The sequence below is a fragment of the Chitinophaga polysaccharea genome (genome assembly GCF_902150045.1).
Taxonomy (GTDB): domain Bacteria; phylum Bacteroidota; class Bacteroidia; order Chitinophagales; family Chitinophagaceae; genus Chitinophaga; species Chitinophaga polysaccharea_A.
This window is the reverse complement of the sequence record NZ_CABFVU010000001.1, coordinates 1,597,567-1,614,534: the sequence shown is the minus strand read 5'-3', so window position 1 is coordinate 1,614,534 and position 16,968 is coordinate 1,597,567. Positions and strand designations below refer to the sequence as shown.

Genomic DNA, 16,968 nt, shown 5'->3' with positions numbered 1-16,968 from the left:
ATATTTATAACCAACCAGACCAACCACGAAGTTGCGCATACCCGGAGGGATGAATTGAATGGAATTTTTACAACAATCTCAGTACCTGCCAGTATTGCTGATAGGGCTTATAGTAGGTTATTTGTCCGGTTTATTGGGAAAAGGGGGGAGTGCTATCAGTACACCAGCCCTGCAGATCTTTGCCGGCGTAAACCCGTTTTTGGCCCTGGCATCGCCGTTGCCGGCCTCCATTACCAGCACATTATCCGCCACGGCTGTATATAGTAAGGAAAAGCTGTTTAACAAACGCGTGATCCTGCTGAGCGCGGCTTTCGGCGTTCCGGCCACTATTTCCGGATCATGGCTCAGCAGCTACCTGCCCGGTAAAATGCTGATGATCATGACAGCCCTGTTTATTATGATAACGGGTATGTCGCTCATGTATTCCTTTATGCGGAACAAACCTCATGGTGAAACAACGGTATCATCTGAAGAGGTGCCTGCGGGTAAGCTGCTGATAGCCGCATTGTTTATCGGTTTTTTATCGGGGTTACTGGCAAATGCCGGGGGAATATTGTTCAGCTCCTTTTTTATAAAGAAATTAAAAATGCCTATAAAGCAGGCGCTGGCCTGTGCGGTGGTTTTATCAGCTATTTTATCGGTACCAGGCGTCTTAACTCACTGGTGGCTGGGGCATATAGATTGGAATATCGCACTGCTGCTATCACTTACGGCATTCCCTGCTTCTTATCTCGGGGCTAAAACAGCCGTGAAAATGAAAACTCCTGCCCTCGAAAAATTATTTGCACTTACCCTTATCGTATTCGGTGTATACGATATCTTCTTTACCATCATGAAATAATCAGGCGTGCGCTTTCATCTTATGGATGGCTTCCTGTTCATATGGCGGAAGTGTGCTCACTATAATCTCGTAGGCATTCTGCAGGAAGTTTTCCAGTTCAGTGGCTGGCAGCGCATCCTCCTGTTTCAGCTGTACCCAGTGATAACGCGCCAGGTGAGGCGCCGGCACAATACCAGGTCTGGAGATCAATTGATGGAACTGGTGCTGGCTGCACTTAAAAGATACCCTGTGGGGCGGCTCCAGGGAAATCATGCAGAATAATTTTTCGCCTACATAAAAGCGCAATTCATTGTCCCACTTTTGTTCAGTGATGACAGCCGGAAGTGACCGGCACAGATCAAGGGTATGATCAAACATAGCAGCAGGTTTTAAAGAATAATTATTAGGGCCGTTTTTTTAGGACGACTTGTGTCAATAGTTTACAGGCACAGACTAACATATCAAAATATGAAGTATGTGTGGTTAACGTAAATCTAAGCTGTAAATAGTGAATGAAACTGCACTATAAAAATAGGGAATAAAAACCAATCGCGAATGTTAAAAAGATTTTCCTTCTGGCAGAGAATTCTTATACCTGCAACCATTGCGGTTTTGAGGGAAAAATAGATTTCTTTCTTAATCGAAATTTAATCCGGTATATAAAAGGGTTTCCGGCTTGTACAGCTGCCTTTTTGAGTGGTGGTACAAGCCGGAAGTGAAGCCAGGTAAGCGTTTTTATGGCTGCGCCGCCGCCCAGCGCGCCATTTTCTGCTCCAGTACAGATAGCGGCACACAGCCGTCTTTCAACAGCTCATCATGAAAAGAGGACAGGCTGAACCGGTTGCCAAGCGAGGCTGTATACTGGTTCCGTAACCCGCGTATCTTCAGCTCCCCGATCTTATAGGAAAGCGCCTGCCCGGGAATAGCCATATAGCGCTCAATTTCAGCAGTAGCTTCCTGCGTGGACACGGGCTCATTGTCCATCATGTATTTGATGGCCTGCTCACGGGTCCAGCCTTTGGTGTGCATACCAACATCCACGACTAAACGAATAGCCCGGTGAATTTCATCCGTTAAACGTCCAAAGTACATGTATGGATCAGTATACAGTCCCAGCTCTTTTCCCAGGCTCTCACAATAGAGGGCGTAACCTTCGCCATAGGCGCCAATCCAGGAAAACCGGCGGAACTTAGGCAGGGAGTCATTTTCCTGCTGCAGTGAAATCTGGAAGTGGTGACCTGGAATGGCTTCATGTAAAAACAGGCATTCCATACCGGTGTACGGAAAGGCGCTTGCATCCAGGATAGGCACGTAAAATACGCCTGGCCGGGTACCATCTGCGCTGCCCTGCATATATTCGGCAGATGCGGAAACTGCCCGGTAAGCTTCGGTTTGACGGATCTCGAATTTTGTTTTGGGAAGATGACCATACATTTTTTTTACACCAGGCATGATCTTGTTTTCAATAGCTTTGAAGGAATCCAGGATGGCCGCAGGTGTTTTAAAGATGCGCAGCTTTTTATCGCTGCGTACAGATGCAAAAAAGGCCGGCAGGTCGCCTTTGAAACCCGTGCTGTTCTTCACCTCTTCCATTTCTCCTCTTATCCGGGCCACTTCTTTTTCTCCCAGGGCGAAAATTTCTTCCGGGGAAAGACTGGTAGTGGTCCAGCTTTTTATCAGGAAGGCATAATAGGCCTTACCGTCGGGAATATCCCCAATGCCGCTGCTGTTGCGGGCCTTAGGCAGGTATTCCTGCTGCATGAAGTCGCGCAGTTTGGCAAACGAAGGCAGTATATATGTTTCAATGGCTGTGTTGTAATCCTTTACCAGGCTGGTTTTGGCCGCAGCGTCCAGTGAGTCGGGTATGGTTTTCAGCGGAGCATAGAATACATTGCCGGCGGTATCTTTTTTAGCAAGAGCCGCTACCTGTGGTATTACTTTTACCACCAGGCTTTTGGGCAATACATAGCCGGTGGCCATCCCCCGGCGCATATTGGCAATGGCCGTATCGGTCCATACTGCAAAGCGCTCCATACGATGCATAAAGTTCTGGTAGTCCTTTACGGTTTTAAAGGGCTGGGCGGAGGAGCCGGAACCCAGCTGCGCCAGCGTAAGGGGCAGGCAGGTGAACTGCTGCACCGGCATCAGGTGGTCGTGAAAGGTAAGCGCCTCCCGGTTAATGCTGAATTCGCGCTGGAGCATATCGTACGTAATGCGGTCGTTGCCGGAAAGTGCAGCTGTATCAATGCCTTTAATAGCCTGTTGATAGCTGGTATAAAAAGAATCGAGTTTTGCGCGGTAGCCTTCACTGATGTCTATAGGCAACTGGTCGTTATATTGATTTTCTCCATTCTGGGTGGCCTGTAATGGATTGAGGGCCATACTTTCGTTGTAATACCGTTCGGCCAGGTGGCGCAGGGAGTCCTGCATGGCTTGCGGATTACCATGATTTTCCGGTTGCTGGCAGGCCCCGGCCAACAGGGTGGCCCACAGGAGAAGAGCCCCTTTTTGTTGTAACATTTTCATATTGATGCGTTGTGAACAGGTAGTAATTTACCGTTTTATCCAAGAAAAAAAGCATTCCGAAGAATCGGAATGCTTATTTAGAACAGTGAACAATGAAAAAAAAGGTAAAAAATATTATTTAAGATTTTTTATACGAATGCTTTTGAAAGAAACTTCATTACCATGATCCTGTAAAAGGATGTGCCCTTCGGGCAACAGGCCAAAGTTTTTCCAGTTTTTATACTTGCTGATGGCCACCAGATCCTTGAAAGCCTGGGAGCCTCGCTCATATTCCAATACTTTGAATCCATTTAACCAGTGCTCAACGTGGTTATTTGGATACACAATAATACGACCTTTGTTCCATTCTCCAATAGGGTTGATGGCACGTTTTTCCTGTTTTCTTGTCATGAGGTCGTAAAGACTTGCCAAAGTACGGTTTCCGTCGCGTCCCAACTTGGCATCCGGGTGCCTTTCATCGTCCAGTACCTGGTACTCCAGCCCGATGGCCGACTTACCGCCTGTTTCGTAGGCCTCGCTTACAAAGTATTTTACCCCGCTATTGGCGCCCGGCGTGAGTTTAAAGGAAAATTCCAGTTCAAAGGCGCTGTATTGTTTTTCCGTAATGATATCGCCACCACTGCCTTCTTCATCTCCTGTAGAATGACCAATGGTAAGCACGCCATTCTGCATGGTCCAGCCGGCAGTAGGGAAGTTCTTTTTATACACACCCCTCCAGCCTTTGCTGGTTTTTCCGTCCCATAACAGCTGGTAGCCGTTTTTCTTTTCCTGGCCGGAAATAGTGTTATCCACATTATTTACAACGTAAATATTGTCGTAGGGCGTATACTGGGAAGCTGCCGGATTTTCTATCAGGCGGATATTTTTCCAGTAGATATTTTTGTTTTCATCTGCCGCGTTTTTGCCGATGCTATGCACCTGTAAAGCAATGAAACCCTTTGGCAGCGCGGTGTCTACCAGGTGGGCGGCAGGCACTCCATTTACCCAGGTACGCATTTCATTGCCCCGGCATTCAATGCGGTATTTGTTCCAGCCATCTTTTTTGAAGGCGTTCTGCCCTGCAGGATTCAGTTCCATAGGATACTGCCAGCCCCTGCGGCCTTCTTCATAAATACCGCCACTCCATTTACGGTCGGAGGGATCAATCTCCATCTGGTAGCCAAACACACGGCCATTCTGGTAATCGGCCCGGCTTTGGCTGCGGAACTGGATGCCAGAGTTGAACTCCTTACCCAGCTTGAATTCCAGCTCCAGGATAAAGTCGCCGTACTCCTTGTCTGTAGCCAGGAAAGAGTTTGGCGTGTTCTGTACCGTGGTGCCCACGATTTCGCCGTTCTGCACATTATATTTTGCTTCTCCCCCCAGTTGTTTCCAGCCTTTCAGATCTTTACCGTTGAAAAGTTGCTGCCACTGGGCTTTCTGGGCGAAAAGGCCACCATACATACACAGTAGGGAGCCACATAAAAGGATCGTCTTTTTCATAACTAAAACGGAATAAGGTGACCAAAATAAACAATGAAAATGATTTTTACAACCGATTGCAAAAGATTAATCTTATTTTTTATTTTTTATGAACATGATAATCTGATCAATACGAGGTTTGACAGAATTATAATTAAAAATATTTCTGCAAACGATTGCAGCAATGTGAAAATATCTTATTTTGTTTCCCAATAGTCCACGTAGCGCAAAACCGAAATCGTCAGACCAATACTCTTTATCTACAATCATTATAAACTACGTTATGAAAAAAATTTTTTCACGTCTAACTTGTATAATAGCATGTTTGCTATTTTATCAACTCATCCAGGCACAAAACAACCCGGTTACCGTAGAAGGTAATGTGCTGGACGCTCAGAAGCAACCACTGGTTGGTGTAACAGTGGCCATCAAAGGAAAAAATTCAGGTACCCAATCGGATGGTAACGGGCATTTCCGCCTTAAAGTTGCAGATGCTGCCAATGCAACGCTCGTATTTACCTACATCGGATACACCACCTATGAAGAAGCTGTAAAAGGTCGTGCAATCGTTTCCGTAATTCTTCAGGAAGACAGGAAAAAACTGGAGGAAATAGTAGTAGTGGGATACGGTTCACAGAAGAAAAAAGATGTGACCGGCTCTATCTCCTCGGTGGGTACCAAAGCCATCCAGGATGTGCCGGTTACCAATCCCCAGCAAGCACTACAGGGCCGTGCTCCCGGGGTGGAAGTACTTAATAACAGCAGCAAGCCCGGCGATGAGCCCACTGTGCGTATCCGCGGCAGCCGCTCTCTCAGGGCCGGCAACGATCCGCTCTACGTGGTAGACGGTATTCCTTATGCTGGTACCCTCAGCGATATCGGCACAGGAGTAATACAATCGATGGATATTTTGAAAGACGCCTCTGCAACAGCCATTTATGGTTCCAGGGGCGCCAACGGTGTAGTGCTCATTACCACCCAGAAAGGCAAGGAAGGAAAACCCGTGGTTTCCTACAGCGGCTCCTATGGTTATGTACAGCAGCTCGGTGAAACGGACATGATGGATGCTTCCCGCTTCATCGAAATGCGCCGCGAAGCCAACCGTACCATCGGCAAATACGATGATGCCAACCCCGATGCCTCCGACAAGAAAATTTTTAATGCCGTTGAATATGCCAATATCAAGAAAGGCACAAACGTGGATTGGCAGGACCTGATGATCTCTCCGGGTTATCAGACAAATCATGGCCTCAGTGTAGCCGGCGGTACAGAAAGAACAAAATACACCGTGGGACTTGGCTACTTCAAAGACCAGGGCGTACTGAAACTGCAGGATTATGAGCGTTATAATTTCAATATAGGCATCGACCAGATGATCGGCAACCGTGTTCGTGTGGGAGCCACCCTGTTGGGCGCTTACAGCGAACGTAACGGAGAAACCTATAACGGTATCGATAATGCCCTGAAAATGCTGCCCATTGCCGCTCCCTACGATGATAACGGGAAACTGATCACTTATCCTACCGGCGACAGCCAGCAGCCTAACCCGTTGCTGGATTATGTGCCTGGTAACCGCATTGAATTAATGAAACGTTTCCGCATCTTTACCAGCCTGTTCGCAGAAGTAGAGATCATAGACGGTCTGAAATACCGCCTCAATGTAGGCCCGGATGTTCAGAACTACAACTATGGCCTTTTCCAGGGTAAAAACAATACCAACCTGCTGATCGGCGGCGGCGATGCTACAGCCTCCAAAGGGAACGCCGCTACCATGGCGTATACCATCGAAAACATCGTTACCTATAACAAGGAGATCAAGAAACATAATATAGGCTTTACCGGTTTATACAGCGTTCAGCGCCAGAACGTGGATATTTCCACTACCAACGTGAGAGGTATCCCTGTAGAAAGTCAGCAATATTATAACCTGGGCCAGTCGCTTAATGTAACAGGCGTAACCAGCAGTCTCAGCTCCTGGACCATCCTTTCCTATATGGGCCGTTTGAACTATGGATATGACGACCGTTACCTCCTTACCCTCACTCTCCGTGCAGATGGATCTTCCAGGTTTGCACCCGGAAAGAAATGGGGGTACTTCCCTTCCGTTGCAGCAGCATGGAATATGGTAAATGAAAAATGGATGAAAGGGCAGCAGGTACTGGATAACCTGAAACTGCGCGCCAGCTTTGGGCGTATCGGTAACACCGGTATTAATCCCTACGCTACCCAGGGGAACCTGAGCCGGATCCCGTATTCCTTCGGAAACAAAGGTGTGCTGGGTTTTGTGCCCCTGGATCTGCGTAATCCCAATCTCACCTGGGAGTCTACCACTTCTACCGATATCGGCCTCGATTTCGGGTTCCTGAACGGCCGTATCACCGGTGTGGTGGAATGGTATAATCAACGCACCACCGACCTGCTCATGCCGCAAACGCTTCCTTTCAGCAACGGGTTCAACGAAGTGCTGATGAACCTCGGTACTTCCCAGAACCGCGGTTTTGAATTTGGTCTTGGCGCTACCATCATCGACAATCCCAATGGATTCAGCTGGAAAATGGATGCTAACCTGTTCCTCAACCGGTCCAAGATCCTTTCGCTCGGCGATGGCAGAACAGCGGATATAGGCAATGCCTGGTTTGTTGGCCAGCCTACCTATGTGTACTATGATTTCAAGAAGATCGGCATATGGCAGGATAAAGATGTCGCACTGGCTAAACTGTACAATGTGAAGCCAGGTGAAATCAGGTTGGAAGATGTAAACAAGGATACGCTTATTGATGCCAAAAACGACCGGCAGATACTGGGCTCACCTCAGCCTAAATGGTCGGCAGGTACCACTCAGCGCTTCTCCTACAAAGGATTTGAATTATCGATCGTAGCCTTTGCACGCATTGGAAGCATGATCAAAAGTGATTTCTACCAGAACTATAACACGCTGTTTGGCCGATATAATAACCTGAACATCGACTATAATACACCAGCCAATCCAACCAACGATTTCCCACGGCCCAACGCCAACCAGGAAAGACCCAGCAATTACCAGTCGCTCAGCTATTTCGACGGCTCGTTCTTTAAGATCAGGAACGTTACACTGAGCTACGCCTTTTCAGACGCACTTGTGAAAAGCATGCACATGCAGGATTTCCGGGTGAATGTTGGGGTAAAGAACCCAATGATCCTGGCGCCTTACCGTCAAACCTGGAAAGGAGTTGACCCGGAAGACGTAAATGTGATCGGCATTGATGCCCCTGCCACCTGGATGCTGCAGTTCGGAATAAATGCCAAATTTTAAATCAACCATCTTTAAAAGAAAACGTTATGAGAAATATAATTCCTGTCATCATACTGCTGGCCCTTGCCGCCAGTTCCTGCAATAAAATGCTGGATGAAAAGATAGTCACCAACGTAACAGATGATTTCTATAATACCAAGGCGGGTTTTCAGACGGCCGTAAATGGTTCCTATGTGTCTATGCGCAACTTCTACAGTACAGAACGCGGTATGACGCTCACCGAAACAGGCACAGATATCATCACCAACGGTTCTGATGGTAACTATAAATTCACCAGTCAGTATACTTCACAGCTGGATTCCCGCTACGATCACGTAAGGGAAGTTTGGAACAGTTTCTATCAAACCATCAACACCTGTAATGTGGCAATTGACAGGGCAGATAAGATCACCGATCTCGATGAAGCCACGAAGAAAAAGGGCGTGGCGGAAGCGAAGTTCTGCAGGGCACATTATCATTTTGTGCTGATGGAGATGTTTGGCGATATACCGTTACGCATGAAGGAGAACACAGAAATTGTAAGAGAGGCGTACCGCGACTCGGTGTCTGCCGTTTATGATGCTGTGATCAGCGATCTGCAGGCCGCTGCAGCTGATTTACCCACCACACAGGCTGAATGGGGACGTGCTACCAAGCCAGCTGCAGAGCACTTGCTGTCGAGAGTATACCTGACCCGTGCTTCCTCTCCCCAGGCAAAGCCCGGCGATTATGCCAATGCCGCCAAATATGCCGATATGGTGATTAAGAACTATGGTTTTAAATTGCTGGCTGATGTTGGACAGGTATGGGCGCAGGGCAAAGAAAACAATGACGAAACCATCTGGGCGGCGCAGTATACTACCGATCCGCTGTATGGTTATCCCGATAACAATGCCTGCCGCTTTTTCCTGATGCAGTACGATGTGCTGAAAGGAATGAAGCGCGATTTGCCCAACGGTACGCCCTGGAAGCGTTTCAGACCCACAAAGTTCCTGCTGGATACGCTGTATAAAGACAGGGTTCACGATGTGCGTTATGAGAAGTTTTATACCGTGCTGTGGAGAACCAATGCCCCCATCGATAACCTGAAAATGGGGGATACGGCAGTGTACCTCCCGGGTTATGATGTATCCGACGCCGTGATTGCCAGTAAGCCTTACATGCTGGTGCCACCAAGATTATACACAGAAAAACTGTACCCTTCCCTGAATAAATTTGCTGATGCCCTTCGTCCGGATAACCAGGCCTCCGGCGTAAGGCCCTTTATTGCTATGCGCCTGGCAGAAGCTTACCTGATAGAAGCAGAAGCGCTGATGATGGATGGCAAAAAACAGGAGGCTGCCGATCTCGTAAATGCGATCCGCTGGAGAGCTGCACGCATTGGCGCTACCCCGGCTGAAACACAGGCTAACCGTGATGCCATGACTGTATCAGCCGCTGATATGAATATCGATTTTATCCTGGATGAAAGAGGCCGTGAGCTGGTAGGAGAACAAATGCGCTGGTTTGATCTTACCCGCACTCATAAGCTGGTGGAAAGGGTAAAGCTGCATAACGAAGAAGCCCGTAACAATATCAGGTCAACGCATATGCTGCGTCCTATTCCACAGGATCAGATAGACAGATCAGTGAACGAATTCCGGCAGAACCCGGGCTACTAATCGTTTTCCTTTATAAAAAAATGCAGCGGAGATCATACCCATGGTCTCCGTTGCATTTTTTGCTAAATGCTAAATGCTTATCTTCAGTAAGCCTTTTTTAACACAATAAAACCCTCATTTCTATGGCACAGAAAAAGATATTATTACTGACAGGAGATTATGCAGAAGATTATGAAACAATGGTTCCGTTCCAGATGCTGCAGATGATTGGGCATGAAGTACACGCGGTTTGCCCCGATAAGGCAGCCGGTGAAAAAATTAAAACAGCGATCCACGATTTTGAAGGCGACCAGACCTATAGTGAAAAACCGGGACACGGCTTTGTGTTGAATGCTTCCTTTAATGATGTGGCCGGCGCTGATTATGATGCACTGGTGATAGCCGGTGGCCGGGCTCCGGAGTACCTGCGCCTGAACAAAAATGTGCTGGAACTGGTAAGGCATTTTTTCCTGGAAGATAAACCGGTGGCAGCTGTTTGTCATGGTATCCAGATCCTGACCGCAGCCGACGTAGTACGCGGGAAGAAACTCACGGCCTACCCCGCAGTAGCACCTGAAGTTACTGCATCCGGAGGCACTTATGTATCTGTGAATGTGTACGAAGCGGTAGTGGATGGAAAGCTGGTAACAGCGCCTGCATGGCCGGCTCATCCGCAATGGATCGCGGCATTCCTGCAGGTACTGGGAACCAGTATCACACTATAATTTTTCTGATGTATAAATGGCTGATTAAAAAGTAAATAAAGAAAATTTAAATTATCTTTCAGCGGATTTTCAAATTAAACTGCCATTGCTTACCTTTGCAGCCAAATTCAGGAGGCTATCCCTGCATTGGTCATTGATAATTTGTAATTCGTAATTGATTTTTATATATGTCCGGACAGCTTAAAGAAGTTCGTAACCGAATCAAGTCTATTCAATCTGGTCAGCAGATCACTAAAGCCATGAAAATGGTAAGTGCTGCTAAATTAAGACGTGCCCAGGACGCTATCATGCTGATGCGCCCTTACGCCGTGAAGCTCCAGGAAATGCTGCAGAACATCGTTTCCAACAGCGAAGGCAATATTGACACGCCACTGGCAGCACAGCGCCAGATTGAAAAGGTACTGATTGTGGTCATTACTTCAGACAGGGGTTTGTGCGGAGCCTTCAACTCCAACCTGATCAAAACAGCAAAACGCGTGATCCGCGAAAAGTATGCGGAGCAGTTTGAACAGGGCCAGGTTGAGATCTTACCAATTGGTAAAAAAGGATATGATCATTTTGTACAGAACGGTTATAAAGTAAATGACAGGTTCTGGCAGCTTTTTGGCAATCTTACTTTTGATCATGTGAAAGAAGCGGCTGCCGTAGCCCTGCAGGGTTTTATAAACGGTACTTACGATGCTGTTGAAATTGTTTACAGCGAATTCAAAAATGCCGCTACCCAGATATTTGTAGCAGAACAGTTCCTGCCGATTGCAAAAGTGGAAAGTACGGATAAAGGTGGTCTGAAAGCAGACTACATCTTTGAACCGGAAAAAGATACCCTGATTGCTGAACTGATGCCTAAAATACTGAACACCCAGTTCTTCAAAGCCATCCTGGATTCCCATGCTTCTGAGCACGGCGCCCGTATGACTGCGATGGACAAGGCTACAGAAAACGCCAGCGAATTGCTCCGTTCCCTGAAGATCTCTTACAACCGTGCCCGTCAGGCGGCCATCACCACCGAGCTGACAGAAATTGTGAGCGGTGCTGCGGCATTGGCGAACTAAGCTGTTGAAGGGTTTATTAACACTAAGTCAACAACTGAATTAATATTTTCAGATTAGGGTCAAAGACTGTATTTTCGGTCTTTGACCTTTTTTGTAAATCCACATCTCCTGTTTAACGTATGGAAATATCACAGATCATCCCGCACGTGGAAGCATTAATTTTTGCGGCCGACAGGCCGTTACCTTTGCTGGAAATAGTGGATCTGCTCAACAATGCTCTGGCTTTCCTGGAAGACCGCACCAACCTGGACCAGGTGGAAGCCGCTATGGAAGCCATCAGGGAAAAATACAGCTCTGAATTTTATGCTTTCGAAGTACGCAGCAGCGGGGGAGGCTACCAGTTCCTCACCAAAAAAGATTATTACCAGACAGTAGCCCAGCTCAACGGGGATAAGTTCCTGAAGCGCCTTTCTACAGCCGCCCTGGAAACCCTTGCCATTATCGCTTACCGGCAGCCGATTTCCAAAGGTGAAATTGAATATATCCGTGGGGTGAGCACCGATTATTCTATCCAGAAGCTCCTGGAAAAAGAACTGATCGTGATCACCGGCCGTAGCGAAGATCAGCCCGGAAAGCCTTTGCTGTATGCCGTTTCCCGCTCTTTTATGGACTATTTCGGGATCAGTTCCGTAGCAGACCTGCCCAAACTGAAGGAATTATTTGATGAGGAAATGGTGCAGCCTACGCTCATCAACGATGATACCGCCACCTTAGGGCGAGGGGAACACGGTACTCATACCGCCGAAACTGCCCATTCGCTGATGGTATCGGAAGACGGGGAGCTCCTGGACCCCGATCGTCAGCTGGAACAGCTCACATCGCCCGACGCAGAAGAGGAACCACCAGCTTCGGAGGATGAAGAAGTGGAACCGGACGATGAAATTGTTCGCTTTGATGATATTATTGAAGAGGTGAATGAAGAATTGGGGGAGGAAAGCGAAACCAGCCTGGCAGAAACAGATGAGGCAGATGAAGATAGTGAAGATGAAGACCCTTATGCCGTAAAAGATACAGCTTCCCGCGCCAATGATGAAGAAAGCGAAGACCCGGATGGTATTATTGAAGATATCATCTCCGGAAAAGAAGAAAAGGAAATAGAAGAAGCAGCAGAACAGGAGGAGGAAGAAGAAGAACAGGAGGAAAAAGAACAGGAGGAAGAAGAAGATGGTGACGAGGAACCTGAGAGCACAATGGAAGACGCCATTTTAGGAGAAAAATTACTGGAAATAAGCGGACCGGGCATAGAGTATGATGATGAGGAGGAGGAAGAGGAAGATGATGAAGATGAGGATGACGACGACTACGATGACGAAGATGATGAAGAAGACGAAGAAGACGATGATGATGAAAACAGCAAGAATTCCGGAAAATAAAAGCAATTCCAAATAAAAATAGCGGCTCAAAAGGCCGCTATTTTATTAAAAAAATCATTGTAATCATCATAATCCTGAGTCAGACAACCTCCGCGGCTATTACCCGCGCAAAAAGCCCGCTCAGCAGCTTATCTGCCTTACCCGCCACGGCAATAATTTCTTCTATGGAAACAGGGTGCAGGTTATCGGGATCGCATTCGTCTGTTACTACTGAAACAGCTGCACAGGGTAATTGCAGCTGGTTGGCCACAATTACTTCCGGTACGGTACTCATGCCTACCAGGTCAGCGCCAATCATGCGGAGAAAGCGGTATTCCGCCCTTGTTTCCAGGTTGGGCCCCATAACGGAAACGTATACACCTTTTTTTAACGTGGCACCCATTGAAGCGGCAGCGCTTTGCAGTTTGCTGCCCAGTTCCGGGTTGTAAGGGTGGCTCATATCCGGGAAGCGGGGACCATACGCAGGTGCGTTGAGGCCACGGAGGGGATTTTCCGGCTGCATATTAATATGATCATCCAGCAGTACCAGGTCGCCTTTTTTAAAATCGGGGTTCATACCGCCGGCGGCATTGCTGAGCAGCAGCTGTTGGATGCCCATTGCTTTCATGACGCGTACGGGGAAAGTGATCTGTTGCATCGTATAGCCTTCATAGTAATGAAAGCGGCCCTGCATAGCTATTACCGGTGTATTATCAATATGCCCGAGGATCAGGTGACCTTTATGCGATTCCACGGTGGATTCCGGGAAATGGGGGATCTGTTGGTAGGGAATGGAATGCGCTATTTTGATATGATTTACCAGTTCCCCGAGGCCGGTGCCTAATACTACGCCAATGCGCGGCTGTTCAAAGGAAAAGGATTGCAAATAGGTGGTAGCCGCAGCTATTTGTTGCAGTAACAGGTCCATGTGTTTGTTGAATTTGCTGCAAATTAATTCCCTTTGCGCGCAATCAGGTAAAACAGTGGTGGAAAATATCGTTTAAACCATAGCAGGATCTTTTCTTCCCGGGCAATCAGCACTATTTTTTTTCGTGTATGCATGGCCTTTAGGATCTTCCGGGCGCAGCGGTCAGCAGGAATACCGTTTGCCTGGCCGGGGTCCATTTTGCGGTAAGGTTCGCCGTTGGCGGTAATGGCGGAATAGGTGATAGGAGTGTGGATGCGTCCGGGGCAAACGATGGTGGTATATAAGCCGGGGATGGGTTGTTCTGTTTGCAGAGTTTCGAAATAGCCCTGTAATGCGTGTTTGGCGGCATTGTAGCCGGAGCGCCAGGGATATCCCATAAGTCCGGCCATACTGCTGATCACGATGATCTGTCCGCTGCCTGTTTGCCTGAAGTGTGGCAGCAGGGCTTTGGTGAGCATTACGGCGCCGAAGAAGTTCACTTCCATCAGCTGGCGGATGGCGGCTACGGAGGTATCTATCAGTTTGGAACGTTGTGTAACGCCGGCATTGTTAACAAGTACATCTATTTTCCCGAAAAACTGCAGGGCGCGTTGGGCGCCTTCATTTACCTGCGATTCGCTGGTGATGTCCATCAGGAGTATTTCGCAGTGGGGTGTATGCAGCAGGCATTGCAGGCGCACTGTTTCCAGGGCAGGCTGGTTCCGTGCGGCGAGGATCAGCCGGGCTTTTTCCTTTGCCAGCAAAAGCGCCAGCTCATGGCCTATACCCGAGCTGGCGCCTGTGATCAGTATTACTTTATCTGTAAAGTGCATTTAACCGGTGTTACGATTTTAAAGGCACCAGTCTGATGTTTTTCCATCTTACCTTGATACCGCCACCGGAATGGATCTGCAGGGCTATCTGGCCATTAGCTGCACCAATCTTTTCATCTTTCAGGGTGATCATTTCGTGGCCATTGAGCCAGGTGGTTACATTATCGCCCTGTACACGCACTTTCATGGTGTTCCATTCACCCATTTTCAGGTATTTTTCTTTTTCCTTGTCGGGTTGAATGAGCCATCCACGGCCATATGATTCGTAAATACCGCCGGTGTGCATATCAGGAGGGGCTACTTCTGCCTGCCAGCCGGTAATTTTGGTGCCTTCCAGTGAAGAGTGGAAGAATACGCCGCTATTGCCGTTGGCTTCCTGTTTGAATTGCACGGTTAGCTCAAAATCCTTGTACTGCCCATCGGTGGCCAGGTAGCCATATTCTTTATCCGGGCCGCTTTCGCATATCAGTTCACCATTTTCCACATACCATTTCTCTGTACCGTATACTTTCCAGCCATCGAGATTTTTACCATTGAATAAAGACTGTGCTTTTTGGGCAAAGGCACTGCCGGTTCCCAGTAACAGGGCGGCTCCAAGTAGACAATTGAAAAAGGTTTTTTTCATAACACTGCTAAAGTTTAGTGATTGTTCTGTAAAAAAAAGTCCCCCGGGTAAACCGGAGGACTCCAATATAAGTTCAAATTCCTGAATTATTAAATCAGAAAACTATCTTGCTATATTCACTGCTCTTTTTTCACGGATCACAGTTACTTTAATCTGACCGGGATACTGCATTTCTGTTTGTATCTTATTGGCGATTTCGAAAGAGAGGCGATCAGCGTCTCCATCGGATACTTTATCGCTTTCTACGATAATACGCAGTTCCCTGCCGGCCTGGATAGCATAGGCTTTTTCCACACCATCGTGGGCAAGTGCCAGGTTTTCCAGGTCTTTGATACGTTGCAGGTAGCTCTGCATGATTTCGCGGCGTGCGCCGGGGCGTGCACCACTGATAGCATCGCAGGCCTGAACGATGGGAGAAATCACATATTGCATTTCCATTTCATCGTGGTGGGCACCGATAGCATTTACCACGGCGGCGTGTTCCCCATATTTTTCAGCGAGCTTGGCGCCGAGGAGGGCGTGGCTCAGTTCAGTTTCTTCATCAGGTACTTTACCTATATCGTGCAGCAATCCCGCACGTTTGGCTAATTTGGGGTTCAGTCCCAGTTCTGCTGCCATTACCCCGCAGAGGTTAGCGGTTTCTTTGGAGTGCATGAGCAGGTTCTGGCCATAGGAAGAGCGGAAGCGCATTTTACCTACCAGGCGTACCAGTTCTTTATGCAGGCCGTGGATACCCAGTTCAATTACGGTTCTTTCACCGATATCCATTACCTGTTCTTCCAGTTGTTTCTTGGTTTTTTCCACCACTTCCTCGATACGTGCAGGGTGGATACGTCCGTCCTGTACCAGGCGTTGCAGCGATAAGCGTGCAATTTCACGGCGCAGCGGGTCAAAGGAAGATAATACGATGGCTTCGGGGGTATCATCCACGATGAGGTCTACACCGGTAGCCGCTTCAATGGCGCGGATGTTACGGCCTTCACGGCCAATGATCTGGCCTTTGATCTCGTCGCTTTCCAGGGTAAATACAGTGATGGTATTTTCAATGGTTTGCTCTGCGGCAGTACGTTGAATGGATTGGATGATGATCTTCTTGGCTTCCTTGTTCGCTTTTAACTTGGCGTCTTCAATAATTTCCTGGATATGAGAGAGGGCCTGTGAGCGGGCTTCTTCTTTTAAGCTCTCTACCAGTTGGTGCTTCGCTTCTTCTGCTGTTAAGCCGGCCACTTTTTCGAGGCGGCGGATATGTTCTTCCTGGTGTTTTTCCAGTTCGGTGCGTTTGATGGTCACCAGTTCCATCTGACGGTTCAGGGTTTCCTTGATAGCGTCATTTTCGTTTAATTGCTTCTGGATTTGCTCATTTTTCTGGTTTAATGCCTGTTCCTTCTGTTTGATACGGTTTTCCGATTCTCCCAGTTTCTGGTTACGCTGCAATACGTCTTTCTCGTATTCACTTTTTAGTTGCAGGTATTTTTCTTTGGCTTCCAGTAATCTGTCTTTCTTAAGATTCTCTGCACTGATCTGTGCATCTGCAATGATTTTCTTAGCCTGTAGTTCAGCTTCATCTATCTTATGCTGCGTATTTTTGGCAAAAATCACCTTACCTAGCACAATCCCAATGATCAATGCCACTACTGCAGCTATTGTCGTGATAAGTGTAACATCCATATGAATTATTTATACTTGATTTATGTAGTATTCTCCTACCCATATCGCTGCTAAAACACGACAGGGGCGAGAACTGACCCGCGAAAAT

13 protein-coding genes are annotated in these 16,968 nt (G+C 47.7%); 6 read left to right on the top strand and 7 right to left on the bottom strand.

Annotation, left to right across the window (positions count from 1 at the left end; translation table 11 throughout):
- Positions 1-58: 58 nt before the first annotated feature.
- Positions 59-841, top strand: a complete 783-nt coding sequence (locus tag FN124_RS06505; RefSeq protein WP_142683933.1) for a sulfite exporter TauE/SafE family protein — start codon at positions 59-61, stop codon at positions 839-841.
- On the opposite strand, the gene FN124_RS06500 is transcribed toward FN124_RS06505, so the two are convergent.
- The 3 genes from FN124_RS06500 to FN124_RS06490 form a co-directional block, all read right to left on the bottom strand.
- Positions 842-1,198, bottom strand: coding sequence for an MmcQ/YjbR family DNA-binding protein (locus tag FN124_RS06500; RefSeq protein ID WP_142683932.1), 357 nt, complete (start codon positions 1,196-1,198; stop codon positions 842-844). It lies immediately after the preceding gene.
- A gap of 357 nt (positions 1,199-1,555) precedes the next feature.
- Positions 1,556-3,346: a DUF885 domain-containing protein gene (locus FN124_RS06495; RefSeq protein WP_260607345.1), complete on the bottom strand. Its 1,791-nt coding sequence runs from the start codon at positions 3,344-3,346 to the stop codon at positions 1,556-1,558.
- A gap of 114 nt (positions 3,347-3,460) precedes the next feature.
- Positions 3,461-4,828: a 3-keto-disaccharide hydrolase gene (locus tag FN124_RS06490; RefSeq protein WP_142683931.1), complete on the bottom strand. Its 1,368-nt coding sequence runs from the start codon at positions 4,826-4,828 to the stop codon at positions 3,461-3,463.
- 304 nt (positions 4,829-5,132) lie between these two features.
- On the opposite strand from FN124_RS06490, the gene FN124_RS06485 reads away from it, so the two are divergent.
- From FN124_RS06485 to scpB, 5 genes are all read left to right on the top strand, one after another.
- Positions 5,133-8,099 (top strand): SusC/RagA family TonB-linked outer membrane protein, encoded by a 2,967-nt coding sequence (locus FN124_RS06485; RefSeq protein WP_185937113.1) that lies wholly within the window; start codon positions 5,133-5,135, stop codon positions 8,097-8,099.
- Positions 8,100-8,125: 26 nt separating this feature from the next.
- The gene (locus FN124_RS06480; RefSeq protein WP_142683929.1) at positions 8,126-9,739 is read left to right on the top strand and encodes a RagB/SusD family nutrient uptake outer membrane protein; all 1,614 of its coding nucleotides are present in this window, start codon (positions 8,126-8,128) and stop codon (positions 9,737-9,739) included.
- A 122-nt stretch (positions 9,740-9,861) separates the two neighbouring features.
- Entirely contained in the window at positions 9,862-10,443 is a 582-nt protein-coding gene (locus tag FN124_RS06475; protein ID WP_142683928.1) for a DJ-1/PfpI family protein, read from the top strand.
- 167 nt (positions 10,444-10,610) lie between these two features.
- Positions 10,611-11,495: an ATP synthase F1 subunit gamma gene (gene atpG, locus FN124_RS06470; RefSeq protein ID WP_142683927.1), complete on the top strand. Its 885-nt coding sequence runs from the start codon at positions 10,611-10,613 to the stop codon at positions 11,493-11,495.
- Between the two features lie 119 nt (positions 11,496-11,614).
- Positions 11,615-12,868, top strand: coding sequence for an SMC-Scp complex subunit ScpB (gene scpB, locus FN124_RS06465; RefSeq protein ID WP_142683926.1), 1,254 nt, complete (start codon positions 11,615-11,617; stop codon positions 12,866-12,868).
- Positions 12,869-12,947: 79 nt separating this feature from the next.
- On the opposite strand, the gene FN124_RS06460 is transcribed toward scpB, so the two are convergent.
- The 4 genes from FN124_RS06460 to rny form a co-directional block, all read right to left on the bottom strand.
- Positions 12,948-13,775, bottom strand: coding sequence for a purine-nucleoside phosphorylase (locus tag FN124_RS06460; protein WP_142683925.1), 828 nt, complete (start codon positions 13,773-13,775; stop codon positions 12,948-12,950).
- 23 nt (positions 13,776-13,798) lie between these two features.
- A complete protein-coding gene (locus FN124_RS06455) occupies positions 13,799-14,587 on the bottom strand; it encodes an SDR family oxidoreductase (RefSeq protein ID WP_142683924.1) in 789 nt (262 codons plus the stop codon).
- A gap of 10 nt (positions 14,588-14,597) precedes the next feature.
- Positions 14,598-15,212 carry a 3-keto-disaccharide hydrolase gene (locus FN124_RS06450; protein ID WP_142683923.1) on the bottom strand — a complete coding sequence of 205 codons (615 nt, stop codon included), beginning with the start codon at positions 15,210-15,212 and terminating at the stop codon, positions 14,598-14,600.
- A gap of 102 nt (positions 15,213-15,314) precedes the next feature.
- Complete coding sequence (gene rny / locus FN124_RS06445; RefSeq protein WP_142683922.1) at positions 15,315-16,880, bottom strand: ribonuclease Y; 1,566 nt, start codon at positions 16,878-16,880, stop codon at positions 15,315-15,317.
- Between the last annotated feature and the right edge of the window lie 88 nt (positions 16,881-16,968).

Excerpts from the sequence above, each read along its gene's own strand:
- FN124_RS06505 (WP_142683933.1), top strand. The coding sequence starts at position 59 with ATGGAATTTTTACAACAATCTCAGTACCTGCCAGTATTGCTGATAGGG.
- FN124_RS06500 (WP_142683932.1), bottom strand. The coding sequence starts at position 1,198 with ATGTTTGATCATACCCTTGATCTGTGCCGGTCACTTCCGGCTGTCATC.
- FN124_RS06495 (WP_260607345.1), bottom strand. The coding sequence starts at position 3,346 with ATGAAAATGTTACAACAAAAAGGGGCTCTTCTCCTGTGGGCCACCCTG.
- FN124_RS06490 (WP_142683931.1), bottom strand. The coding sequence starts at position 4,828 with ATGAAAAAGACGATCCTTTTATGTGGCTCCCTACTGTGTATGTATGGT.
- FN124_RS06480 (WP_142683929.1), top strand. The coding sequence starts at position 8,126 with ATGAGAAATATAATTCCTGTCATCATACTGCTGGCCCTTGCCGCCAGT.
- FN124_RS06475 (WP_142683928.1), top strand. The coding sequence starts at position 9,862 with ATGGCACAGAAAAAGATATTATTACTGACAGGAGATTATGCAGAAGAT.
- atpG (WP_142683927.1), top strand. The coding sequence starts at position 10,611 with ATGTCCGGACAGCTTAAAGAAGTTCGTAACCGAATCAAGTCTATTCAA.
- scpB (WP_142683926.1), top strand. The coding sequence starts at position 11,615 with ATGGAAATATCACAGATCATCCCGCACGTGGAAGCATTAATTTTTGCG.
- FN124_RS06460 (WP_142683925.1), bottom strand. The coding sequence starts at position 13,775 with ATGGACCTGTTACTGCAACAAATAGCTGCGGCTACCACCTATTTGCAA.
- FN124_RS06455 (WP_142683924.1), bottom strand. The coding sequence starts at position 14,587 with ATGCACTTTACAGATAAAGTAATACTGATCACAGGCGCCAGCTCGGGT.
- FN124_RS06450 (WP_142683923.1), bottom strand. The coding sequence starts at position 15,212 with ATGAAAAAAACCTTTTTCAATTGTCTACTTGGAGCCGCCCTGTTACTG.
- rny (WP_142683922.1), bottom strand. The coding sequence starts at position 16,880 with ATGGATGTTACACTTATCACGACAATAGCTGCAGTAGTGGCATTGATC.